25 protein-coding genes are annotated in these 22,641 nt (G+C 63.0%); 7 read left to right on the top strand and 18 right to left on the bottom strand.

Annotated features, from left to right (window positions below):
- Positions 1-82: 82 nt before the first annotated feature.
- The 6 genes from MHM88_RS13490 to def (MHM88_RS13465) all read right to left on the bottom strand — a co-directional run bounded on the left by MHM88_RS13490 (position 83) and on the right by def (MHM88_RS13465) (position 3,246).
- Positions 83-319 (bottom strand): GlsB/YeaQ/YmgE family stress response membrane protein, encoded by a 237-nt coding sequence (locus tag MHM88_RS13490; RefSeq protein WP_239322602.1) that lies wholly within the window; start codon positions 317-319, stop codon positions 83-85.
- 74 nt (positions 320-393) lie between these two features.
- A complete protein-coding gene (locus MHM88_RS13485) occupies positions 394-630 on the bottom strand; it encodes a hypothetical protein (RefSeq protein WP_239322601.1) in 237 nt (78 codons plus the stop codon).
- Positions 627-1,553 carry a methionyl-tRNA formyltransferase gene (gene fmt, locus MHM88_RS13480; protein ID WP_239366006.1) on the bottom strand — a complete coding sequence of 309 codons (927 nt, stop codon included), beginning with the start codon at positions 1,551-1,553 and terminating at the stop codon, positions 627-629. Before fmt ends, MHM88_RS13485 begins: the two co-directional genes overlap by 4 nt.
- A gap of 168 nt (positions 1,554-1,721) precedes the next feature.
- Positions 1,722-2,219, bottom strand: a complete 498-nt coding sequence (gene def, locus MHM88_RS13475; protein WP_239322599.1) for a peptide deformylase — start codon at positions 2,217-2,219, stop codon at positions 1,722-1,724.
- Positions 2,216-2,725 (bottom strand): peptide deformylase, encoded by a 510-nt coding sequence (gene def / locus MHM88_RS13470; protein WP_239366004.1) that lies wholly within the window; start codon positions 2,723-2,725, stop codon positions 2,216-2,218. The genes def (MHM88_RS13475) and def (MHM88_RS13470) overlap by 4 nt, the downstream gene beginning before the upstream one ends.
- Positions 2,722-3,246, bottom strand: a complete 525-nt coding sequence (def, locus tag MHM88_RS13465; RefSeq protein WP_239322597.1) for a peptide deformylase — start codon at positions 3,244-3,246, stop codon at positions 2,722-2,724. The genes def (MHM88_RS13470) and def (MHM88_RS13465) overlap by 4 nt, the downstream gene beginning before the upstream one ends.
- Positions 3,247-3,408: 162 nt before the next feature.
- Here def (MHM88_RS13465) and MHM88_RS13460 point away from each other — a divergent pair, with 162 nt between their 5' ends.
- Entirely contained in the window at positions 3,409-4,581 is a 1,173-nt protein-coding gene (locus tag MHM88_RS13460) for a MalY/PatB family protein (protein ID WP_239366002.1), read from the top strand.
- A gap of 459 nt (positions 4,582-5,040) precedes the next feature.
- Here the strand turns inward: MHM88_RS13460 and MHM88_RS13455 are convergent, their stop codons facing one another.
- Complete coding sequence (locus MHM88_RS13455) at positions 5,041-5,406, bottom strand: hypothetical protein (protein WP_239366000.1); 366 nt, start codon at positions 5,404-5,406, stop codon at positions 5,041-5,043.
- A 264-nt stretch (positions 5,407-5,670) separates the two neighbouring features.
- Here MHM88_RS13455 and MHM88_RS13450 point away from each other — a divergent pair, with 264 nt between their 5' ends.
- The 4 genes from MHM88_RS13450 (at position 5,671) to MHM88_RS13435 (ending at position 9,896) form a co-directional block, all read left to right on the top strand.
- The gene (locus tag MHM88_RS13450; RefSeq protein WP_239365998.1) at positions 5,671-6,645 is read left to right on the top strand and encodes a glutathione S-transferase family protein; all 975 of its coding nucleotides are present in this window, start codon (positions 5,671-5,673) and stop codon (positions 6,643-6,645) included.
- A 104-nt stretch (positions 6,646-6,749) separates the two neighbouring features.
- The gene (locus MHM88_RS13445; RefSeq protein ID WP_239365996.1) at positions 6,750-7,748 is read left to right on the top strand and encodes a threonine-phosphate decarboxylase; all 999 of its coding nucleotides are present in this window, start codon (positions 6,750-6,752) and stop codon (positions 7,746-7,748) included.
- Complete coding sequence (gene cbiB, locus MHM88_RS13440; protein ID WP_239365994.1) at positions 7,745-8,656, top strand: adenosylcobinamide-phosphate synthase CbiB; 912 nt, start codon at positions 7,745-7,747, stop codon at positions 8,654-8,656. The genes MHM88_RS13445 and cbiB overlap by 4 nt, the downstream gene beginning before the upstream one ends.
- 43 nt (positions 8,657-8,699) lie before the next feature.
- Positions 8,700-9,896 carry a lytic murein transglycosylase gene (locus MHM88_RS13435; protein WP_239365975.1) on the top strand — a complete coding sequence of 399 codons (1,197 nt, stop codon included), beginning with the start codon at positions 8,700-8,702 and terminating at the stop codon, positions 9,894-9,896.
- Here the strand turns inward: MHM88_RS13435 and MHM88_RS13430 are convergent, their stop codons facing one another.
- Together MHM88_RS13430 and MHM88_RS13425 are read right to left on the bottom strand one after the other, a co-directional pair.
- Positions 9,897-13,352 (bottom strand): chromosome segregation SMC family protein, encoded by a 3,456-nt coding sequence (locus tag MHM88_RS13430; protein ID WP_239365973.1) that lies wholly within the window; start codon positions 13,350-13,352, stop codon positions 9,897-9,899.
- A gap of 129 nt (positions 13,353-13,481) precedes the next feature.
- Positions 13,482-14,696, bottom strand: a complete 1,215-nt coding sequence (locus MHM88_RS13425; RefSeq protein WP_239365971.1) for a PLP-dependent aminotransferase family protein — start codon at positions 14,694-14,696, stop codon at positions 13,482-13,484.
- Between the two features lie 153 nt (positions 14,697-14,849).
- Here MHM88_RS13425 and MHM88_RS13420 point away from each other — a divergent pair, with 153 nt between their 5' ends.
- Positions 14,850-15,617 (top strand): FadR/GntR family transcriptional regulator, encoded by a 768-nt coding sequence (locus MHM88_RS13420; protein ID WP_239322588.1) that lies wholly within the window; start codon positions 14,850-14,852, stop codon positions 15,615-15,617.
- A gap of 6 nt (positions 15,618-15,623) precedes the next feature.
- Here MHM88_RS13420 and MHM88_RS13415 read toward each other — a convergent pair whose 3' ends face one another.
- From MHM88_RS13415 to MHM88_RS13385, 7 genes are all read right to left on the bottom strand, one after another.
- Complete coding sequence (locus tag MHM88_RS13415) at positions 15,624-16,448, bottom strand: phosphate ABC transporter ATP-binding protein (protein WP_239365969.1); 825 nt, start codon at positions 16,446-16,448, stop codon at positions 15,624-15,626.
- Between the two features lie 160 nt (positions 16,449-16,608).
- A complete protein-coding gene (locus tag MHM88_RS13410; RefSeq protein WP_239322586.1) occupies positions 16,609-17,166 on the bottom strand; it encodes a F0F1 ATP synthase subunit B in 558 nt (185 codons plus the stop codon).
- Between the two features lie 4 nt (positions 17,167-17,170).
- A complete protein-coding gene (locus MHM88_RS13405) occupies positions 17,171-17,716 on the bottom strand; it encodes a F0F1 ATP synthase subunit B' (protein WP_239322585.1) in 546 nt (181 codons plus the stop codon).
- Between the two features lie 86 nt (positions 17,717-17,802).
- Positions 17,803-18,027 (bottom strand): F0F1 ATP synthase subunit C, encoded by a 225-nt coding sequence (locus MHM88_RS13400; protein ID WP_005636439.1) that lies wholly within the window; start codon positions 18,025-18,027, stop codon positions 17,803-17,805.
- A gap of 56 nt (positions 18,028-18,083) precedes the next feature.
- Positions 18,084-18,887 (bottom strand): F0F1 ATP synthase subunit A, encoded by an 804-nt coding sequence (locus MHM88_RS13395; protein ID WP_239322584.1) that lies wholly within the window; start codon positions 18,885-18,887, stop codon positions 18,084-18,086.
- Between the two features lie 39 nt (positions 18,888-18,926).
- Positions 18,927-19,268: an AtpZ/AtpI family protein gene (locus MHM88_RS13390; protein ID WP_239365954.1), complete on the bottom strand. Its 342-nt coding sequence runs from the start codon at positions 19,266-19,268 to the stop codon at positions 18,927-18,929.
- 209 nt (positions 19,269-19,477) lie between these two features.
- Positions 19,478-20,365 (bottom strand): DMT family transporter, encoded by an 888-nt coding sequence (locus MHM88_RS13385; RefSeq protein ID WP_239365951.1) that lies wholly within the window; start codon positions 20,363-20,365, stop codon positions 19,478-19,480.
- Positions 20,366-20,452: 87 nt separating this feature from the next.
- Between MHM88_RS13385 and MHM88_RS13380 the strand changes: the two genes are divergently transcribed.
- Positions 20,453-20,782, top strand: coding sequence for a helix-turn-helix transcriptional regulator (locus tag MHM88_RS13380; RefSeq protein WP_005636424.1), 330 nt, complete (start codon positions 20,453-20,455; stop codon positions 20,780-20,782).
- A gap of 39 nt (positions 20,783-20,821) precedes the next feature.
- Here MHM88_RS13380 and MHM88_RS13375 read toward each other — a convergent pair whose 3' ends face one another.
- Together MHM88_RS13375 and MHM88_RS13370 are read right to left on the bottom strand one after the other, a co-directional pair.
- On the bottom strand, positions 20,822-21,742 hold the full coding sequence (locus tag MHM88_RS13375; protein WP_239365948.1) for a DMT family transporter: 921 nt from the start codon (positions 21,740-21,742) through the stop codon (positions 20,822-20,824).
- On the bottom strand, positions 21,742-22,620 hold the full coding sequence (locus MHM88_RS13370; RefSeq protein ID WP_225261621.1) for a LysR family transcriptional regulator: 879 nt from the start codon (positions 22,618-22,620) through the stop codon (positions 21,742-21,744). Before MHM88_RS13370 ends, MHM88_RS13375 begins: the two co-directional genes overlap by 1 nt.
- Between the last annotated feature and the right edge of the window lie 21 nt (positions 22,621-22,641).

Here is a 22,641-nt window from a genome sequence, read left to right as displayed (position 1 = left end):
GCCGCCGCGCTGGTCGTTTCGGGCAAAGCCCGAAGCGAAACACCTTACCGCCGGAGCAGAGGCGTCCCCCGCATCCGGGGCCTCACCTGTTCTGAATTTTCTGCCACAGATAGATCAACGCAAGCGCGCCCAACACGGCCCCCACCAACCCGGCAAGCAGACCCATGACCGCCAGCAGGGTGCGCAGCACCAGCCCCCCGATCAGGGCTCCGGCCATGCCGATGCAAATCGTGGTGATGACATCCGTCTCGATACGCATGATGCGCGTGGCGAGGAACCCCGCCGCCGCGCCGATGATAATCAGGAAAACAACCGACATTCTTCTGCCTTTCTTTCCGGCCCGTCTTTGACCGTCTGAAGGGAGCCAGCCTGAACAGCAGGCCCCGAATACAGTCAACGCCGCCAATGAAACGGCACGATGATCAGCGCCCCCACCGACGACAACACGGCATTCCAGCCCGGCGCGTGAAAGCCGATGCCGAACATCAGCCGCAGAAAGAAGAACAGGAATGCTCCGCCAACACAAATGATGATCGACTGGATGATCCCGTTGTGGGTGAACCCGCTGCGTTCCGCCGCATAGCCAACGATCCCGGCGATCACCACTGTTCCAAACAGCGCCAGCATCATGCCCCATCCTCCTTCGGTGCCAGCCGCACCCCGATGGCAATCGGGAACCCGCGCAGGAAGGTCTCCCGGTCCTGTACACCCTTCCCGGCCCGCTGGAGGCGCAGCAGTTCCACAGCGCCATCGCCACACGCCACGGTCAGGGTTTCATCCAGCACCGTGCCGGGCTCCCCGCTGCCCGGCGCGACCCGCGAGGCCAGCACCTTGATCCGCTGTCCCTCCACCTCGCACCACGCCCCGGGAAAGGGCGACAGCCCGCGAATCTTGCGATCCACCTCGGTTGCCGGTGCCTGCCAGTCGATCCGCGCCTCGGCCTTGTCGATCTTGGTCGCATAGGTGACGCCCTGAACCGGCTGCTCCTCCGGCACCAGATCCGGCAGGGTCGAGAGGGCTTCGACGATCAATCCCGCCCCGATTTCGGACAGCCGGTCATGCAGCTCAGAGGTCAGCTCCAAAGCGCCAATCTCCGTTTCCTGACGCAGCAGGACAGGCCCGGTGTCGAGCCCCGCCTCCATCTGCATGATGCAGATGCCGGTGCGCGCATCGCCCGCCATGATGGCGCGATGGATGGGCGCGGCCCCGCGCCAGCGCGGCAGCAGGCTGGCGTGGATATTGAGACACCCGAACCGGGGCGCATCCAGAACGGGCTGCGGCAGGATCAGCCCATAGGCCACCACCACGGCCACATCCGCATCGAGCGCTGCAAATGCCGCCTGCTCTTCCGCACCCTTGAGGGAAACCGGATGGCGCACCTCCAGACCCAGCTCGATGGCGCGCGCATGCACCGGTGTCGGACGGTCCTTCTTGCCGCGGCCGGCCGGGCGCGGGGGTTGGCAATAGACAGCAGCGATCTCGTGACCGGCATAGACCAGCGCCTCCAGCACCGGCACCGAAAACTCCGGTGTTCCCATAAAGATAACCCGCATGACCCTGCCCTTTCGCGCCGTTTGTTCGCTACTGGCAACAGGCTTAGCGCAGGTGGTCAAGCGGGACCAGAGCGGACGCGCATGCGCGCGCCAGTCTCAGCCTGCCCCTGCCGGGCAGGCCGGGTCGCAGAACGAAACCCTCTGACACGAACGCGGACCCGAGGCGGTTCAACGCGCCAGTTTGCGGGCCTTCTTGATCAGCATGTCGCGCTTCATCCGGGACAGGTGGTCAAAATACATCTTGCCGTTCAGGTGATCGATCTGATGCTGCACCGACGTGGCCTCGATCCCGACAAAATCGCGACGGTCCACCACCCCGTTTTCATTGAGAAACCGCACGGTGACCGCACGCGGGCGCGTGATCCGGGCTGACACGCCGGGCAGGTTGGGGCTGGCTTCGTCATGCTCGCGCAGCTCGATCGAAGCGTGCAATATCTCGGGATTGGCCAGCCGAACAGCGCGTCCCCGCTCCGAGGAGCCATCCACCACCGCCAACCGCAACATCACCCCGATCTGGGGCGCTGCGAGCCCGACCCCGGGCATCGCCTCCATCGTGTCGATCATGTCATCCCAGATGGCGCGGATCTCATCGGTGATCTCCGACACCTCTTCTGCGGCAGTGCGCAAACGCTTGTCGGGCCAGGGCAGGCAGGGGCGAATGGTCATGGCAGAGCCTCCTTTTGCGCGCAATAGCGGGCTTCGGCGGCGTCACGGTCCGCAGCCGATAAATGGTCAAAGGTCACGCGACCGTCGAGGTGATCGTATTCGTGCTGGATGCAGCGCGCCGCAAATCCGTCAAAACCGCCCTCTAAGCTCTCGCCCTGGGTGTTCTGCCAGCGGACACGGATCTGCACGGGGCGGATCACCTCCGTCAGGACACCGGGGATCGAGAGACACCCTTCCTCTCCCGGCGCGACGTCCTGCGAACGCCAGAGGATTTCCGGGTTCACCATCACAACCGGGGTGCGCGCGCCCGTCTTCCAGTCCACGTCCATCACAAAAAGGCGCTTCAGGACGCCTACCTGCGGTGCGGCAAGACCGCGCCCCGGCGCGTCATACATCGTCTCCAGCATGTCCGCGATCAATGTGGAGAGGTCCTCATCCGCCTGAACCGGGGCACAGACTGTCGCCAGTCGCGGATCGGGCCACCGGACGATGGGCAGCAGGCTCATCCGTTGCCACGAGCGCGTTCGCGCTTCAGCTTCTGCATCTTGCGCGTGATCATCTGACGCTTCAGCGGCTTCAGATAATCGATGAACAGCTTACCATCGAGGTGATCGATCTCATGCTGCACGCAGGTGGCCCAGAGACCATCGAAGGTCTCGCTCCGGAGGTTGCCGTCGCGGTCGAGCCATTCCACATCCACCACCCGGGGCCGGGTGACTTCGGCGTATTGCTCGGGGATCGACAGACAGCCTTCCTCGTAGACATTGGTCTCGTCCGAGGCAGCAATGACGCGCGGGTTGAACATCACAAGCGGGCGCGCATCGCCTTCGCCTTCCTTGACGCAATCAAGGACGATCAGGCGATCCAGCACGCCGATCTGCGGCGCGGCAAGACCGATTCCCGGCGCGGCATACATGGTTTCAAGCATGTCGTCCGCCAATTGGCGCAGATCGTCAGAGAGATCGGGCACTTCGGCGGCGGTCTTTTTCAGACGCGGGTCGGGATGGATCAGGATCGGGCGTTTCATGGCCCATCGCTTTAGGACAATCCCCGCAGCGCCGCAACGGCTCATGTCCGTTCCTGCGGTCGGCGGCGTGCTGCCCTGTGTTTGTACCAGCACATTGGAGGGGCTTTGCAGCGCTCGCGTGATCCCCTAGCCTCCCGCCAAACATGACGGAGACAGAGTTTCATGGATTTCGACAAGATCATTGACCGCCGCAACACCCATTCCATCAAATGGGACATGATGGAGCCCCTCTATGGTGTGTCCCCCGAGGACGGTCTGGCGATGTGGGTAGCGGATACCGATTTTGCGGTGCCGGATGTGGTGTCGGCGCGGATGCGGGCGATGGCCGATCACGGCATCTATGGCTACGTGAACTGCGAATCCGAGTACAAGGGGGCGATTCAGTGGTGGATGGAGAACCGCCATGGCTGGCGCGTCGATGCCGATGCGATCTTTACCACCACCGGGCTGGTGAACGGTGTCGGCATGTGTCTGGACACCTTCACCAATGAAGGCGACGGCATCGTGCTGTTCACCCCGGTCTACCACGCCTTTGCCAAGGTGATCCGCCTTGCCGGGCGTGAGGTGGTGGAATGCCAGATGGTGCAGGAAGACGGCGCCTACAAGATGGACTTTGCCGCCTATGACGCGCAGATGACCGGCAGGGAAAGGATGGTGATCCTGTGTTCGCCACATAACCCCGGCGGGCGCGTCTGGACGCAGGAGGAATTGCAGGGTGTTGCCGACTTCTGCAAGCGCCACGACCTGATGCTGATCTCCGACGAAATCCACCACGACCTGGTGTTTGAGGGCCATACCCACATCCCGATGGCAGTGGCCGCCCCCGACATTGCAGATCGGCTGATCATGCTGACTGCGCCGTCGAAGACATTCAACTTTGCCGGCCTGCACACCGGCCAGGTGATCATCCAGGACGAGACCCTGCGCGAGCGTTTCCGTCGGCGCATGCTGGCAATCTACCTGCAAGGCAACACCGCTGGCGAGTTTGCCACCATGGCCGCCTACTCGCCCGACGGGGCGTCCTATGTCGCGGAGCTGGTGCCCTATTTGGCGGCCAACAAGGCCCTGTTTGACGAGGCGGTGAATGCGATCCCCGGCCTGAGTTCCATGGAGCTGCAATCCACCTATCTGGCCTGGGTCGACTTCTCCGGCACCGGTATGGAGCGGGAGGAATTCACCCGCCGGGTGGAACAGGTGGCCAAGATTGCCGTCAACCACGGAACCACTTTCGGCACCGGCGGCGAGAGTTTCCTGCGCTTCAACCTCGGCACCCAGCGTGTTCGGGTGGAAGAAGCGTGCGAGCGACTGGCAAAGGCCTTTGCCGATTTGCAGTGAACTCACCGGGCGGGTGACCATCGAGAGAACCGGTTCCACGGCAGTCACCCGTTGTTGGATGAATGCTGCGGCTGGGCGACAGTTCGACGGCGTTTATGCCATTGGCGCGATCACCCGAAAGACTGGCCAGGGTCGCCGACGGGATTGCCGATCTTCAGTTACAGGGCCGTGGCAAAACACACAGCCTCCGGCGGGGCCTTGTCTCTGTCGGAGGCTACTGGCTTCGGTTCCTGAAAACGGACCGCCACGTTTTGCGCACTCCCAAGCCAAATGCATACGCCAACGGTACTATTGAGGTGTTTCGCTTCGGGCTTTGCCCGAAGCGACTCGCGCGCTGCGCGCCCGTACCGGGCGCGCAGCGCGCGGGGCCCAACTATTGATGTCAGGTCCTGAAAGGACGTGGCGCCAATGGGCGGGAGCCTCCCCCCTTGCATCCCACTCCCCCAGTACGCTGAGGTGTCAGCTGTCTCCCAGGTGGTCGTGTCCCAACAATCCAACTGGCGCATCGGGTGCACGATAGAAATCCAGCGGCGCCGTTTCCGCAGCGGCGGTTGCGCGCTTGAACTCATAGCGCATCTCGCCCGCCTCCGCTTCGGACGCAACGATCAGGCACTGTGACAGGTGACGTGTGCCATCGTAGAGATCCACAAGGCCGCGCAATTGCGGAACGGTTTCCTCTTCCACCGAAAACCCGCTCTCCCATTGACGCAGCACCGGATAAATCTCTTCGCCCGCGTGCACGCGAAGACGATTCTTCTTCTTCAGGCCCTGGAGGCGCGCCTTGTCCAGCGCATCCTGCACGGATTTAGGTACATATGTGGTCATGGTCTCAACCTCCGGCTCACGAGGACCGATCTACAGGGTGACGTCAAATTGGCTAAAATCAAGTGAATACACCGCATGTTCCGTTGAGCCGATGTGAGTGTTGTGGTCATGCCGCGTCCTGGCTTTGAACCTCCGCCCCCACGGGCTCTGCCCATCCCCTCGGCACCTGTGCGGCTGCGCAGGGACGCTGCGCAACGACACAGGTGGTCGAGCTTCGCCCGCGCCCCTATCCTTCTCAGCAACCGAGGAAAGAAAGGGCTGATCATGGGACTGCTGGTCGACGGCACGTGGCACGATGTCTGGTATGACACCAAATCGCATGGAGGTGCGTTCAAGCGCTCCGAATCGCAATTTCGCAACTGGCTCAGCGCGGACGGAAGCCCCGGCCCGGCGGGTCAGACCGGGTTCAAGGCAGAGAGCGGGCGGTATCACCTCTATGTCTCCTACGCCTGTCCCTGGGCACATCGCACGCTGATCTTTCGCAAGCTGAAAGAGTTGGAGGATCACATATCGGTATCTGTCGTTCATCCCGATATGCTCGACAAAGGCTGGGAGTTCAAAACCGACGAGGCGGGCGCAACCGGCGATACGCTTTTCGGGTTTGACTACATGCACCAGATCTACACCAAGGCGGACCCGGAGTACTCCGGCCGTGTGACGGTGCCAGTGCTGTGGGACAAGCAGGAAAACACCATCGTCTCGAACGAGAGCGCGGAGATCATCCGCATGTTCAACTCCGCCTTTGACGACATCACCGGCAATACCCGCGATTTCTGGCCCGAGGCGCTGCGTGAGCCGATCGAGGCGGTGAACGCCCGGGTCTATGACACCGTGAACAACGGCGTCTACAAGGCCGGGTTCGCCACATCGCAAGAGGCCTATGACGCAGCTGTAGGACCGCTGTTCGACAGCCTCGACTGGCTGGAGGACATCCTGAGCCAGCACCGCTATCTGATGGGCGATACGCTGACCGAAGCCGACTGGCGCCTGTTTACCACGCTGGTGCGGTTCGATCCGGTCTACCACCTGCATTTCAAATGCAACCGGCGCCGGATCATCGACTACCCCAACCTCTGGGCCTATACCCGGGAACTCTACCAGATGCCGGGCGTGGCAGAGACCGTGGTGATGCCGCATATCGTGCGCCACTATCATTACAGCCACGACACCATCAATCCGCACCGGATCCTGCCGATCAACCCGGTGCTGGACTGGGACGCCCCGCACGGACGCGGCTAACAGCGGGGGCGAACAAGGCGCGGCGGAGGATCCCGCCGCGCTTGCTTTATGCAGGCGTCAGAGGCATATCGTCCCGAGACCCTGTGAATAGAGACCGCTCCGCCATGTCAGACAGCCCCCCCAGCGCCGAAGACAGCGCCCCGGCGACCGCCCTGCCGGATCAGGCTTCGGTGCGAGACCACGGCGGCAACCTGGCCGCCGCCATCGCGCGCTTCGGCGGGCAACGCGGAGACTGGATCGACCTCTCCACCGGCATCAACCCGTCGCCCTATCCGCTCCCGCCGCTGCTGGCGGAGGACTGGACTGCCCTGCCCGACGCCGATGCGCAGCAGGCGCTGATTGCCGCGGCCCGCCGCTTCTGGCAGGTCCCGGACGAGGCGGATATTCTTGCAGCGCCGGGGGCCTCCGCCCTGATCGCGCGTCTGCCCGCACTCCGCCCGGCCCGCACCGTCAGCATCAGCACGCCGACCTACAATGAACACGCTGCCGCCTTCGACCAAAGCGGCTGGCAGATCCTCGACACCGGCCCGGCCGAGGCACAGGTGGTGGTTCATCCCAACAACCCGGATGGCCGTCTCTGGATGCCCGAAGAGGTCAACGCGCCCTTCTGCATCATCGATGAAAGCTTTTGTGACATCTGCCCGGATCAGAGCCTGATCGCCCGCGCCACCACCCCCGGTACGGTGATCCTCAAGAGCTTTGGCAAGTTCTGGGGGCTGGCTGGCCTGCGGCTGGGATTTGCCATTGGTGATCCGGAACTGATCGCAGGTCTGCGCGCCGCCATGGGGCCATGGGCGGTCTCCGGCCCGGCCCTGCGCATTGCCACACACGCCTTGAACGATCCCGACTGGGCCACCACCACCCGGCTGGAGCTGGCCGATGCCGCCGCGCGGCTGGACCAGCTGATGCAACAGGCCGGGGCTCAGACCGTTGGCGGCACCGACCTGTTCCGGCTTTATGACGTGGGGGATGCGCAGGCCTGGCAGGACCGCCTCGCCCGCGCCCGGATCTGGAGCCGCATCTTTCCCTATTCCACCCGCTTCCTGCGCCTTGGCCTGCCGCCGATGTCCCGCTGGAGCCAACTGGAGACCGCCCTGACATGAGCACCGCCGCGCTGCTGATCCCTGCCCTGCTTATCGACGCCGCCCTGGGAGAGCCGAAATGGCTGTGGTCCCGCATTCCGCATCCGGCAGTGCTGATGGGGCGGCTTGTGCAGGCGCTGGATGATGGGTTCAACGATGGAGAAGGCAAGCGTGGCAAGGGTGTCATGGCCGTGTGCGTGCTGGTCCTGACCGGGCTGCTCCTTGGCTGGATACTGTCTTGGCTCGGTGCGGTGGTCAGCGTCCTGATCGCTGCCGTCCTGATCGCGCAGCGGTCGCTGACCGATCACGTCGGTGCGGTGGCCGCCGGCCTTCGGCACAGCCTGACCGACGGGCGCACGGCGGTTGCACAGATCGTCAGCCGCGATACGGCCAGCATGACGGGGCCGCAGGTGGCACGCGCCGCGATCGAAAGCGGTGCGGAAAACTTCTCCGACGGGGTTGTTGCGCCGGCCTTCTGGTTCCTCGTCGCCGGCCTGCCGGGGCTGTTGATCTATAAACTGGTCAACACCGCCGACAGCATGATCGGCTATCGCACCGAAGCTTATGAGGAATTCGGATGGGCGGCGGCGCGGCTGGACGATGTGCTGAACATCATCCCGGCCCGGCTGAGCGCCCTGTTGCTGGCCATCGTCACCCGCCGGACAGGGGATTGGGGCATGATCAGCAGCGATGCGCGCAAGCATCGCTCGCCCAACGCGGGCTGGCCCGAGGCAGCGATGGCGCGCGCGCTTGGCGTGGCACTGGCGGGGCCGCGATCCTATGATGGCGCGGTGCGCGACTTTGCCTGGGTCAATGAAACCGGTTCCAAGAGCGCCGGCGCCCATGACATCACGCGCTGCTGCGAAATTCTTTGGAAATCCTGGGGGCTGACACTTGTTCTAGTGGTTGCATTGGGGCTGCTATTCTAGATACCGTTAGCGCGAAACCGATCCGACCAAAGGACATATGGCCATGCGCGTGCTGCCGAGCCCCAAAGCGGTCCTGCACCGCACCGCCCTGATCGCCCTGCTGAGCGTCCCGAGCCTTGTCGCAGCCCAATGCGGAGGCGGTTTCCAGAATTTCGTGCGCGGCCTCAAGGACGAGGCGGTCTCTGCCGGCTACGCGATCAATCTTGTCAACGACTTCTTCAAGGGCGTGTCCCAGGATCAGAGCGTGCTGCGCGCGGACCGCTCCCAGGGCGTCTTCCAGAAACCCTTCATTGAATTCTCGCGCCGTCTGATCTCTCAGGACCGGCTGATCCGCGGGCGTCGCAAGGGCGAGGAATTCGACAAGATCTTCGAACGCATCGAGACGACCTATGGCATCGACCGCGGCGTGCTCCTGGCCTTCTGGGCCTTCGAAACCGATTACGGTGCCGTGCAGGGGAATTTCAACACACGCGACGCGCTGGTGACCCTCGCCCATGACTGCCGCCGCCCGGAGCTGTTCCGCCCGCAGATTTTCTCGGCTCTGGAGCTGTATCGCAAAGGCGACTTTGATCCCGCGCGCACCACCGGTGCCTGGGCGGGCGAAATCGGCATGGTGCAGATGCTTCCCAGCGATATCCTCGAACACGGGGTGGATGCGGACGGCGACGGGCATGTCACGCTCAAGACGTCTGCCGCCGATGCGCTGATGTCGGCCGCGCGGATGCTGTCTCATCTGGGCTGGCGCGCGAATGAGCCCTGGCTGCAAGAGGTCACCATCCCCGCCGGCATGGATGTCTCCGCCTCCGGACCTGCGCATAAGAAAACCGTCTCCGAGTGGGATGCGATGGGCGTTGTGCCGCGGTCCGGTGGATTTGCGATGAAAGAGGCCAAAGCCTCCTTGTTGCTGCCGCAAGGCCACAAGGGGCCGGCCTTTCTCGCCTATCCGAACTTCGACATCTATTTCGAGTGGAACCAGAGCTTTACCTATGTCCTGACCGCCGCCTATTTTGCCACACGGCTGGAAGGCGCGCAGGTCTACAATGCCGGCGATTCCGAGCAGGGCCTGTCAGGTGACCAGATGAAGGAACTCCAGCGCCGCCTGCAAGCCCGCGGGCATGATGTGGGGGATGTGGACGGTATTCTGGGCGCCAATACCCGGCTCGCCGTGCAAAGGGAACAACAGCGCCTGGGCCTGCCGGCGGATGCCTGGCCCACACCGGATCTGCTGAACGCGCTTTAATCAGGCCACCAGCGCCTCGGCCTTTTTCAGATCCACGGACACCAGCTGGCTGACGCCTTTTTCCTGCATCGTCACGCCAAACAGGCGGTCCATGCGCGCCATGGTGACGGCGTGGTGGGTGATGATGAGGAACCGCGTATCGGTCTGGCGGCACATTTCATCGAGCAGATCGCAGAAGCGGGTGACATTGGCATCGTCCAGCGGCGCGTCAACCTCGTCGAGCACGCAGATCGGTGCCGGGTTCGACAGGAACACCGCAAAGATCAGCGCCATCGCGGTCAGGGTCTGCTCACCGCCCGACAGAAGCGACAGGGTCGACAGTTTCTTGCCCGGTGGCTGGCACATGATTTCCAGACCAGCGTCCAGGGGATCGTCGCTTTCGACCATCAGCAGGTTCGCCTCGCCGCCGCCGAACAGATGCGTGAACAGCATCGCAAAGGAGCTGTTGACCTGTTCAAAGGCGGTCAGCAGGCGCTCCCGCCCTTCGCGGTTGAGCGAGGCAATGCCCGCGCGCAGGGTCTTTACCGCCTCTTCCAGATCGAGCTTTTCCGCCACCAGCGTATCATGCTCTTCCTGCACCTCGCGGGCGTCCTCTTCGGCCCGCAGGTTCACCGCGCCAAGCGCATCGCGTTGACGCTTGTGGCGCGCCACCTCGATTTCCAGCTCTTCGGCGTTGGGCATGTCTTCGGGGGCGACCTGTAGCTGCTCCAGCAGCTCCGCAGGCTCCATCTGCATGACCTCGTCGATGCGCTCGGCGGTGGCCTCCACGGTTTCGCGGGCGGCCTCGGTGCGGGCTTCAGACCGGGCCCGCGCCTCCCGCGCCTCAGACGCCAGGCGCTCGCATTCGCGCTCGTTATGGACCGCTTCACGCAGCACCGCTTCGGCGGCGACCAGCGCATCCGATGCCTCTGCCTTGCGCGCTTCCGCATCGGTGATCTGTTCGTTCAGCTCCTCGCGGGTCTCGGCGATCTCGCCGGGCACCGCCATCGCGTCCTCAAGCTCCTCCTGACTGGCCTCGCGGCGCTCTTCCAGCTCGGCAATCCGCTTGCCCGCGGAGTCCAGTCGGTGCCGCCAGCCGGAGATTTCCTTGGTCACGGTTTGCGCGCGTTTGGTCCGTGCCTCCCCCTCGCGGCGCAATTCGTCCAGCGCCGAGCGATGGGTGAGCATGGTGATCCGCGCGGCTTCGACGCCGTGTTTGATCTCTTCGACCTTGGCGCGCGCCTCGGACAGATCCCCAAGGGCTGCCTGCGCGGCCTCGGCCTCCTTCAACTGCAGGGAGGCCGTCAGCGCATCCTCTTCGTGGCGGGCCACCGCGATGCCAAAATTCTCCAGCTTGCCTTCGGCGAGGTTCTTCTCCGCCTCCGCACGGCTGAGGGCGCGGGCGGCATCGGCGACACGCTGATCGGCAGCGCGGCGGGCCTGACGGGCGGCCTGGTCGGCGCGCGTGACCTCTTCGAGCTTGCGCACCAGCGCCTCATGCGCGGCCTGCGCGCCCTCGGTGCGGGCGGTGGCATGGGCCAGATCCTGCTTCAGCGCCTCCAGCCGGTTCATCTGCTCCAGCCGCATCGCCGCCGCCGAGGGCGCATCCTCGGCCCAGGAGCGGAACCCATCCCAGCGCCAGAGATCGCCCTCCAGCGTCACCAGTCGCTGCCCCGGCTGCAACAGCGGCTGCAAACGCGCCGCCTCGTCCGGGTCAACGACTCCGATCTGGGCAATCCGGCGCCAGAGCGCATCTGGGCCGTCCACATATTTGCCCAAGGGCTCCACCCCATCCGGCAGCGGCGCATCCCGCTCATAGGACGGCAGGGTCAGCCAGCCCGTCGGCCCATCGCTGCGCGCCAACGGTGCGCGCAAGTCATCGGCCAACGCAGCCCCGAGGGCCTTTTCATAGCCCGGTGTCACCCGCAGGTCATCCATGACCTGGCCGCCCTCGGCGGTGTCACGCTCGACCAGCTTTGCAAGCGCCGTGACCTCGGCCCGCAGCGCGCCCAACTCGCCCTCGGCCTCAGAGCGTTTGGCGCGCGCTTCGGTTTCCTGCGACTGGGTCTCGGTACGCAGCTCATCGGCTTCGGCCAGCGCGTCTTCTGCCATTTCGGCGGCTTCGCGGGCCTCTTCCTCAGCCTCGACGGCGGCCTCATAGCTGGCTTCGGAGGCCGTCAGGGCCTCGCGCGCCGCCTCCTGCGCAGCACGTGATTTCGCGCCCTCGCCTTCGGCACGCTCCAGCGCGCGACGGCAATCCTCGACCAGACGTTGCGCAGACTGATGGCGGGCGGCGAGACGTGCGACATCCTCCGTCACCTGCGAAAGATGCTCTTCTCCGTTGTGCAGGATCGACGTGGATTCCTGAGCCACCTCGGCGGCCTCCGTCATACGCTCGTCGTGTCCTTCACCCGCCTTGGCCAGTTCGCGCTTTTCCCACTCCAGCCGCTCGATCGTTTCACCGGCGTCCTTGTTCAGCCCCGCTTCGCGCTCAATGTCGTTGCCAAGCTGCTGGATGCGGCTGTTCAGACGTTCAATATTCTGCCGCGCCTGTGCCTCCTGGTCCGACAGCGCATCACGCTGCACCACCAGCCGCTGCAACACGGCAGCCGCGATGGCGTCTTCTTCGCGCAGCGGGGGCAGACCTTCTTCGGCGCTGGCCCGTTTTTCGGCAGCGACGCGGGCCAGCGCCTCCGCCTTGGCGGCCTGGCTGACGCGGGTGCGCAGCTCGTCCTCTGCCGCAAGCCGCGCATCGTCGGCCTCGCGCCAGCGGCGATAGAGCAGCATACCCTCGGCCAGCCGCAGCTTCTCGCCAATCTCGCGATAGCGCTGCGCCTGTTTGGCCTGACGTCCGAGCTGCCCCAACTGCGTCGCCAGCTGCTCGATCACGTCATCGACACGCAGCAGGTTCTGTTCGGTGTTCTTCAGCTTCAGCTCGGCCTCGTGCCGGCGCTGATACAGGCCCGAGATCCCGGCTGCCTCTTCGAGCACCCGCCGGCGCGCCTTTGGCTTGGCGTTGATCAGCTCGGAAATCTGCCCCTGCCGCACCAGTGCGGGCGAATGCGCCCCGGTGGAGGCATCGGCAAAGAGCATCTGCACGTCCTTGGCCCGCACATCCTTGGCATTCGCCTTGTAGGCGGAGCCGACGTCGCGCGTGATCCGGCGCACAATATCGAGCTGGTCCGCGTCATTGAAACCCGACGGCGCCAGCCGCTCCGAATTGTCGATCTGCAGGCTGACCTCTGCAAAGTTGCGCGCCGACCGCGAGGCCGTGCCTGCAAAGATCACGTCCTCCATGCCACCGCCGCGCATGGCTTTGGCACGGGTCTCCCCCATCACCCAGCGCAACGCCTCCAGCAGGTTCGACTTGCCACAGCCATTCGGCCCCACAACGCCCGTCAGACCATCGGCGATGATCAGGTCGGTGGGATCGACAAAGCTCTTGAAGCCGTTGAGCCTGAGTTTGGAAAAACGCAAGATCGCCCTTTCTGGTGATTCCGTTGCCAGAAATCACATCAGGCTTGCAGGCCGAGTGTCAACGGCACGTGACGCAAAATCGGCACTTTGAAGCAGGTGACCCCACCATATCTTGTGGATAACCAGGTTTTACAGCGCCGAGCGCAACACTCGGCCCAGACGCGCCATACCCTCCGCGATCGTAGTCTCATTGCTATTGGAGAAACTCAGGCGCAAACAATTCTGGCCCGATCCATCCGCAAAGAACGCCTGTCCGGGCACAAACGCAAGCTTCTCCTGTTCCAGCGCCTGCTCCAACAGGCGCGCCGCGTCCACGTCGGCCGGCAGGGTCACCCAGATGAACATCCCCCCCTCGGGCCGGGTCCAGGTCACGCCTTCTGGCATATGCTCCGCGAGCGCGGCCAGCATGGCGTCGCGACGGCGCGCATAGACCGCGCGCAGGTTGGCAACATGGGGCTCGAAATGCTGCTGGGCAACCTGATGTGTTGCGATCTGGTTGATGGTGGCCGAATGCAGGTCGGCGGCCTGTTTCATCAGCACCAACTGCTGGATCACCGGCGTTGCTGCGACAACCCAACCGACCCGCAGCCCGGGTGACAGGGTCTTGGAAAAGGTGCCGCAATAGATGGTGCGGCATGCCTCGAGGTCGCCACCGTTCTGCGCCAATTCGAGCGCCAGGATCGGCGGGATCTCTTCACCGTCATAGCGCAGCGCCTGATATGCGGCATCCTCGATCAGAGCGGCGTCCAGAGATGTGGCCATGTCCAGCGCCGCAAGCCGCTCGGCCCGGGTCATGGTGACGCCCGTGGGATTTGCAAAATCGGGGCTGACATAGGCAAACTTCACCCGGCCGCCTGCGGCCTCGGCCGCTGCGGCATATGCGGCAGGGGATTGATTCTCGCCCGCGCGCAGGGGGCTGTAGCGTGGCTCATAGGCGTTGAAGGCCGCCAACGCCCCGAGGTAGGTGGGCCACCCCACAAGCGCCGTGTCGCCGGGATCGAGGAACAATTTGCCAAGGTAGTCCAGCGCCTGCTGCGAACCGGAAGTGATGAGGACATTCTCGGGCGCGCAGGGAATCCCGCGCCCGGCCATATGCGCTGCAATCCACTGCCGCAGGGGCAGATACCCCTCTGACACGGAATACTGAAGAGACTGGGCCTGATGCTCTGGCGAAAGCGCGTCTTGAAACGCGTCGGCGAAGGCCTCGGCAGGAAACAGCGCCGGATCCGGGATCCCTCCGGCGAAGGACAGCATTCCCGGTTGATCCAACAGCTTGAGCAGCTCGCGAATTTCCGAAGCTTTCATGCGGTTCATTCGTTTCGCAAATTGCGCAGTTTTGCTCATTTGGGTTACTTCCTTTCAATTCTTTGGTTGCACCTGACCGAAGAGGTCAAAACAAGTCAATACTGCTGACCTATTATTTCAACCATCGTGATCTTGCAGGCGGTCTCGGTTGGTGGTCATATGATTTGACCAATCGCTGCCCTTCGAGACCCCATGCCCTTTCAGAAAGTTCAGCCCGAAAAGCTCTCTGCCGCAGTCGTGCGCCAGATCGAGAAACTGATCCTGCGGGGCATCCTGTGCCCGGGGGAGCGTTTGCCGTCTGAACGGGAACTGGCGGAGCGACTGGGCGTGTCGCGCCCCTCGCTGCGCGATGCACTGGCAGAGCTTCAGGACCGCGGCCTATTGGCCAGTCGCGCGGGATCCGGCGTATATGTGGCCGATGTGCTGGGATCGGCGTTTTCGCCGGCGCTGATACAGCTCTTTGCCAGCGATGATGAGGCGGTGTTTGACTACCTGTCGTTTCGTCGGGATCTGGAAGGCATGGCCGCAGAACGAGCGGCGCGGTTTGGCTCCGACGCCGACCTCGGCGTGATCCAGGAGATCTTCGACAAGATGGAGCTTGCGGGGGACCCGAGCATCTCCGAGGCTGCGGCCGAACTCGATGCGCAATTCCATTCCGCAATCCTCGAAGCGAGCCATAATGTGGTGCTCTTGCACATGATGCGTTCGATGTTCGACATGTTGCGAAAAGGAGTGTTCTACAACCGGCGGATCATGTTCGGTCAGCACACCACCTATGAGGCCCTGCTGGAGCAGCACAGGGCGATCAACGCGGCCCTGCAGAGCCGCGATGCCACCGCAGCCAAAGCCGCAGTCGAAGCGCATCTGGATTATGTCAAACAGGCGCTGGAGGAACAGATCCGCGCGGATCGCAATGCGGAAATCGCAGCGCAACGGCTGGAGCATGAACGCAACCGCTAGGGGCGCTTACATCGCGGTGCTGTTGATGAAATCACGGGTCTGCTGCTGCAACGCGGCCGTAAACATCATCTCTGCGGTGTCGATCTCCACCAGCTGTCCCTCGTCAAGGAACGCCACCCGGTCCGCAACCTGTGCCGTTTCGGTGAGCGAGGCGGTCACGATCACGAGGGTGTAGTCCCGCTTCAGATCCATCACCAGACGGTTCAGCATCTCCAGCTCCATCCGGTCGATCGACCCGGTCGGGCGGTCCAGAAGCAGCACCTGCGGCTGGATGGCGATACTCCGGGCGAGACAGAGCTGGCGCTGTTGGTGAATGGGCAGATCGGTGCCCCGCAGACTGTGCAGATGATCCTTGACCTGATCCCACAACAAGCAGCGGCGCAGGGCGCCCTCAACGACTTCGGAAATCGCAGGCGCGGTGGTGGCAACCCGGTTCAACCGTACCCCATAGGCGATATTGTCCCAGATCGAGACCGGAAACGGATTTGCCTCCTGGGGCATATAGGCCAGACGCCGGCGCAATGTCGGCAGATCACACGACCGCCGATGAATATCCTCACCATCGAACAGAATGCGTCCTGTGGTGACGATGCCGCGATCCTCGTCAAGCAGGCGGCACATCGCCCGCAGGAGCGCCGTCTTGCCCGCTCCGGCACGACCGATGAGGCCAAGAACCTCTGCGCGCATCAGATCGAAAGTCAGGTCGCGCAGAACCGGTTTACCACCAACAGCTGCGCCAAATCCGCAGAAAGACACCAGGGCGCCGTCATCGCGATCACCATTCCCGGGTGGCCGTGTCTGCTTCAGATGCAGGGGGCGAGAGTGGAACATGGGCAAGCCTTGACGTCTATGTCTTCCATTTACCTGATGTCACACAAGAAGGTTAACCGGTCATCGGGAAAATCACGGTTTCATAAAAACTTCATACAGCACGAACGCAACAGGCCCCGGAGCATCCCCGGGGCCTGTTGCTTGTCACATGTACAGCTGCTCAGTGCAGTTTCGCGTCCACGTCCTGGATCGCTGCATCGATCAGCTTGTTTGCGTCGGCGGCGGTCATCTGCTTCGAAATCACCTGATCGGCAACTTCGACGGCGATGGCGATCGCACGATCACGCACTTCTTTGACGGCCGAGGCTTCCGCAGATGCGATCTGCTCTTCCGCGGCAGCCAGACGGCGTGCGATGGACGCCGCGAGGTCGGTCTTGGCCTGTTCCGCAGCTGCAGCGGCCTCGTCACGGGCGTTGGCGACGATGCGCTCCGCCTGTGCCTGGACGTCCTGCTGCTTGCGCTCGTAGGAGGCCAGAAGGGTCTGGGCCTCTTCGCGCAGCGCGCGGGCTTCTTCCAGTTCCGACTTGATGCTGTCTGCGCGATTGTCGAGCTGTTTGCCGATCAGGGACGGCACTTTGGCAGCGAGCAGGATGCCAATGAACAGCAGGAAGGCGAGAACAACAACAAAGTCGGTGTTTCCGAGGTTCCAGCCACCGCCAGCAGCGAGGGCCGGAGATGCGGTTGCGAGGGTCAGAGCAATTGCAAGAGTTGCACGCATGGTCTTAGCCCTCCGTCCGTTTGGCGACAGCCGCCGCAACAGCGTCAGCGTCGTCCTTGCCACCCAGAGCCGTGACCAGAGCGGATGCGGTATCGGTCGCAACAACTTTGACACTTTCCAGCGCGGTGGCGCGGATTTCGGCAATGGCTTTCTCGGATTCCGCTGCTTTCGCAGAGATTTCCTCATCCGCCTTTGCGATTGCCTCGTCGACCTCGGCCTGAATTTCGGCACGGGTCTCTGCGGCGATGCGCTGCGCTTCCGCGCGGGCGTCGGCCAGAGCCTTGTTATAAGCGTTTTCGGCCTCGACAGCTTTGGCCTTCAGGTCTTCAGCCGCGGCGAGGTCGTTGGTAATAGTGCCCTGACGCTCGTTCAGAATGGCTGCAATACGGGGCAGCGCGACGCGCGACAGGATCAGATAGATCACGACAAGCGTGACCAGAAGCCAGAAGATCTGGTTTCCGTAGGTCGAGAAGTCCAGCTGCGGCATGCCGGAAGATCCGTGCGCCGCTTCGGCAGCTCCATGACCTGCGTCATGCGTATTAGATGCCATGTCGTCCTCCTATGGAACTTGCCGTTACACCGGGCGGGGCGCGATTGGCACTCCGCCCGGCCGTAAGGAAAAAGTGTTCCGGAGTCTTAGACGGCGAACATCAGGAGCAGAGCAACCAGGAACGAGAAGATGCCCAGAGCTTCTGCAAATGCGATGCCGATGAAGAGGGTTGCGGTCTGGGAAGCAGCCGCGGAGGGGTTGCGCAGAGCGCCCGCCAGGAAGTTAGCAGCAACGTTGCCAACACCCAGAGCAGCAATACCAGTACCCATGCCAGCCAGGCCAGCGCCGATGTATGCGAGATCGCCTTCCATTTGATATCTCCTTACGATTGGAAGTTGAGGTAGTCGTTCAGACCAGCAGCCTGCCCTTAGTGGGACGGATGCAGCGCGTCCTTCAGATAGACGCAGGTCAGAATGGTGAACACGTAAGCCTGAATGAAGGCCACGAGAACTTCGAGTGCGTAGACCGCGGTGATGGCAAAGATCGGCAGGAAGGCACCGGCACCCAGCGCGCCAGCAAAACCTGCGAACACCTTCAGAACCGCGTGGCCGGCCATCACGTTACCTGCAAGACGGATGCAGTGGCTGACGGGGCGCACGAAGTAGGAAATCAGTTCGATTATGGCCAGGATCGGACGCAGCGCCAGCGGTGCGGAGCTGACCCAGAACAGGCCGAGGAATTTCGCACCATGCAGCACGAAGCCGGTGATGGTCACGGTCACGAAGACCAGCATCGCCAGGATCGCGGTCACGGCAAAATGCGAAGTGGTGGTGAAGGACATCGGGATCAGGCCAAGGAAGTTGGCGGTCACGATGAACATGAAGAGCGTCATGATGTAGGGGAAGAACTTCACCGCGTCCTTGCCGGTGACGTCTTCGACCATCTTGTAGATGAACCCATAGGCCAGTTCCGCAACCGACTGCGCGCGCGAGGGCACGATGCCGCGGTTCGAAGAGCCCAGAACCAGCAGCCCGATGATCGCCACCACGGCAAACAGCATCCAGAGCGTCACGTTGGTGGGCGTGTACCAGGCGATGTGGTCACCGCCAAACAGCGGCTTCACGGTGAACTGGTCCATCGGGTGAATGGCAAGTCCGGCGTGCTCCGGTGCAAACACCAGACCCGATACGAGCACCAGAGCCAAAGCTACGTAAAAGAACAGTTTGCCCATCGTTCCGCTTCTCCTGTCGCTTAGGCCGTCGCCCAGCATTCATGCATCTTTGTCAGCGTCGGCGTGTTTCTCCGCCTCGGCCATTTGTTTGTCCTGAATCTCGCGTGCGCTGCGGAGCATCACGCTCACCCCGGCGGCCAGACCCAGCAATATGAACAGCACCATGAAGATGGGGGTCGTTCCCAAGAGAACATCCAGCCCGTATCCGATGCCAAGGCCGATCACGAGACCGGCCACCAATTCCGTCACCATCCGCCAGGCCTGATTGGCCATGGAATAGTGTTCATCCGCGCGAGGTTCCGGCTCTTCATGCGCCTTCTTGGCGGCTGCCAGTTTCTCCTCCAGCTGCGCCATGCGCTGCTTTTGGTCGTCGTCGATCAAGGTGACGCTTCCTCTCGCGAAATCTGAAGGTGTGCTAAGCGGTCCCCCGCTCAGAGTCAATTGCGCAATGCGCGCAGCTTCTGTGAGCTGAAATCATTTAATATCAACACCTTAATTTGACAGAGCAGGTCTGCCCCTGCCTCCCTGCCCCGCTGGGCTGCAGCAAAACGTGCCAGATCCCATATTCAACCAAACGGTTGATCTTGAAATTACGCGGCCGCAACCCGTCGACGGAACAGCCGGCCGTCGATCAGCAACAGACCAAAGAGGATGGCAAACAGCCCCGTCAGGTGGCTGATCTCGAGCGGCTCTCCCAGAACCAAGACCCCCAAGGTCAGCGCTGAGGCGGGCGCGATCAGCGTCGGAAGGGTGACATTGGTCGGGCCAATCTTCGGAAGCACCCAGTACATGGCGATGAAGGCGGCAGAGGTCAGCGCAAACCCGATGATCAGCAACGCCCCCCATGCCTGTGTGGACAGCCCGCCCGGCACCCCATCGGACCAGAGGGCCAGTGGCAGGATAAAGGCTGTTGCCCCGGTCAAGGCCCAGGCCACCAGCACGACTGGTTCCATATCGCGAAACTGGCGCGCGACATTGACCGAAAAGGCATAACACAGCGGCGCGCCCAAGGTGACGAGGATCGCCCAGATGGCAGAACTCTCCCCGCCCTGCAGGATCGGCAGAGACAGCAGAACGATCCCCGCCAGCCCGGACGTAACACCCAAACTCTTGCGCCAATTGGCGCGCTCGCCACCCGGCCAGAAATGGGTCACCACCACCGCGAGCGCCGGGGTACAGGCATTGACGATCCCCGCAACACCGCTGGCGATATGCTGCTGCCCGAGCGCATAACAGGAAAACGGGATCGCATAACTCAGGGCCCCAAACCCCGCCAGCGCCAGCGCGCGCGATGGCGATATGCGCCAGTTGCGCCCGCGCGCCAGCAGGAAAACCCAGCACCCCAAAGCCCCTAGCCCGACACGTCCGACAGAGATCCACAAGGGTGCCAACTCGCGCAGCAGCACCGCGTTGAACATAAAGGACATCCCCCAGCCAATGCCGAGGATCACGATGATGGCCCAATACCGCAATGCCATGGAGCTCTCCCTCAATAGCGCCCGCGCCGTTTTGCGCATGCGCTTCGGGATTGTCGACCCGCTTCCTGCGCTTTAGGAGATATCCCCATGAGCGATACTCTTGATACTGTCTTTGCGGCCCTCGCAGACCCGACCCGTCGGGCGATCCTGTCGATGCTGCTCGAAGACGATATGGCCGTCACCGATGTGGCAGAGCCCTTTGAGATGTCGCTGGCGGCGATTTCCAAACATCTCACCATCCTCACCCGTGCCGGTCTGATCCAGCAGGAAAAGCGCGGGCGGGTGAAATGGTGCAAGCTGCAACCGGATGCTCTGCGCGCCGCCTCGGTCTGGATGCAGGGCTTTGGTCAGTTTGAGCCGGTGAACTTGGATGCCTTTGAGCGGTTTCTCGAAGAAGAGCTCCGCGACGGCGAGTGAGGCACATGCCCGGCGCGGACCAAGTGAGACTTGGCGTCTTTAACCGTGTTCATCCTTCAACAGCAGCCAGAGCGCCACGATCGTCAGCGCGATCCCCACAAAGATCAGTGCCGGAGGCCAACCTTTGCCCAGCGCGATCTCCCACAGGATCACCCACGACGGCACCAGATAGGTATAGGCCATGACCTTTGCCGATGGCAGCCGCAGCGTTGCAAATTGCAGCAGGACAAAGGTACAGGCCGAGGCACAGACCGACACATAAATAAGACCGATCCAGACGATGGGCTTTAGCCCCGCCCAATCCGTGGCGATCAGATCGCGCCACGCCAGCGCGATCAGCGCCACCGCCCCGGCGACCAGCACCCCAAAGGTGAAGACCAGCGCAGGCTCGCCCCGGTTCAGCTTGCGCACCATCGGCGTATAAAGCGCGTGCGCCACACAGCCGACGAAATAGATCACCTCACCCTGACCGATCTCAAAGCGGACCGCAGCCTCAAGATCTGCGCGAAAGATCACCCAAAGCGCCCCCGCCCCGCCGATCATCAAGGCCAGCGCCATGCGCGGCGTGGTGATCTGGCGCAGCAAGAGCCAGCCAAAGACACCGCTCATGGCCGGCGTCAGCGTAAATACCGCCGCCGCGCTCACCGGATCCGCGGTTTTCAACCCGTAGAACATCAGTACGAAATAAGTCGCAAACACCCCGCCCAATAGCGCATAGCGCCAGGGCGCGCTGAAATGTTGCGACTTCAGACCCGGCCCGATGGCCGCAGCCGCGCCGATCAAGATCCCCGCCAGCACAAAGCGCACGGCATTCAGAGCCGCAGGCGTGACCTCATTCGCGATCAACGCGCCGAGCGAAAACGACCCCGCCACCAGCGCCGAGAACGCCAGCATCGCCAGATGCCCCTTGTGGCTGTCGCTGAGACCGCCCCGCATGGGTGCCAGATCCATATCGCTCATCACTGTGGCCAGGTTTTCGCGTGCTCTTTCAAAAAGCGCACGAAGCTCTGCACCTTATTGGTGCGATGCAGGTCCACATGAGTCACCAGCCAGATTTTGCCCGACCACTCATCACGAGGGTCCATCATCATCACCAGATCCGGGCAGCTTGCTGCCTCCCACAAGGAGATAAACCCGATGCCCGCCCCAGCCCGGATGGCCTTATGTCCGGCCACCGCATCCGAACAGCGAAACACAATGTTCTCAGCCGGGATGGTCGCGCGCAGCCAGCGTTCGAACGGGGCGCGGGTGTTTTCATTGTCACTGGCAACGAACCGGTGGTTCACCATATCGTCTTGCCCTTTGAGCATGCCGTGGCGCGCAACGTAGTCTTCCGAGGCATAAAGCGCGAGGCGCTGCCCCACGAAGGGTTGAACCACATTGTCCGGCTGTTCCGGTGCCGCCCCTGCGCGCAAGGCCACATGCGCCTCGCCATATTCCAGTCGGAACAACCGATCCCCGGTCAGATAGCGGATCACCAGATCCGGGTGCATCTGCTGGAACTCCGTCAGCGCGGGCGCCAGCATCGGTGCCATGGAGGACAGGGATGTCACCACCAATTCGCCGGACACCTCGTCGCCCTGCCCCTTGAGCCGCCCAACCAACTGGCTGAACTGATCGTCTGTCGCCTGCGCGACACGCAACAGATCCAGCCCGGCCTCAGTCGGCGTGTACCCCCGCGCATGGCGCTGGAACAGTTTTACACCAAGACGCGCTTCGATCGCATCAATATGCCGGATGACCGTCGCATGATGCACGCCCAGCACTTCTGCCGCACCGCTCACCGTGCCAAGCCGCGCAACCTGATACGCGGTGCGCACTTCGTCCCAATTCTCCACCTGATCCCCCGTCGCGAAGAT

Source organism: Epibacterium sp. MM17-32, from assembly GCF_022348205.1.
Taxonomy (GTDB): domain Bacteria; phylum Pseudomonadota; class Alphaproteobacteria; order Rhodobacterales; family Rhodobacteraceae; genus Epibacterium.
The sequence above is the reverse complement of the archived record's forward strand: the minus strand, read 5'-3'. Positions and strand labels throughout refer to the sequence as shown.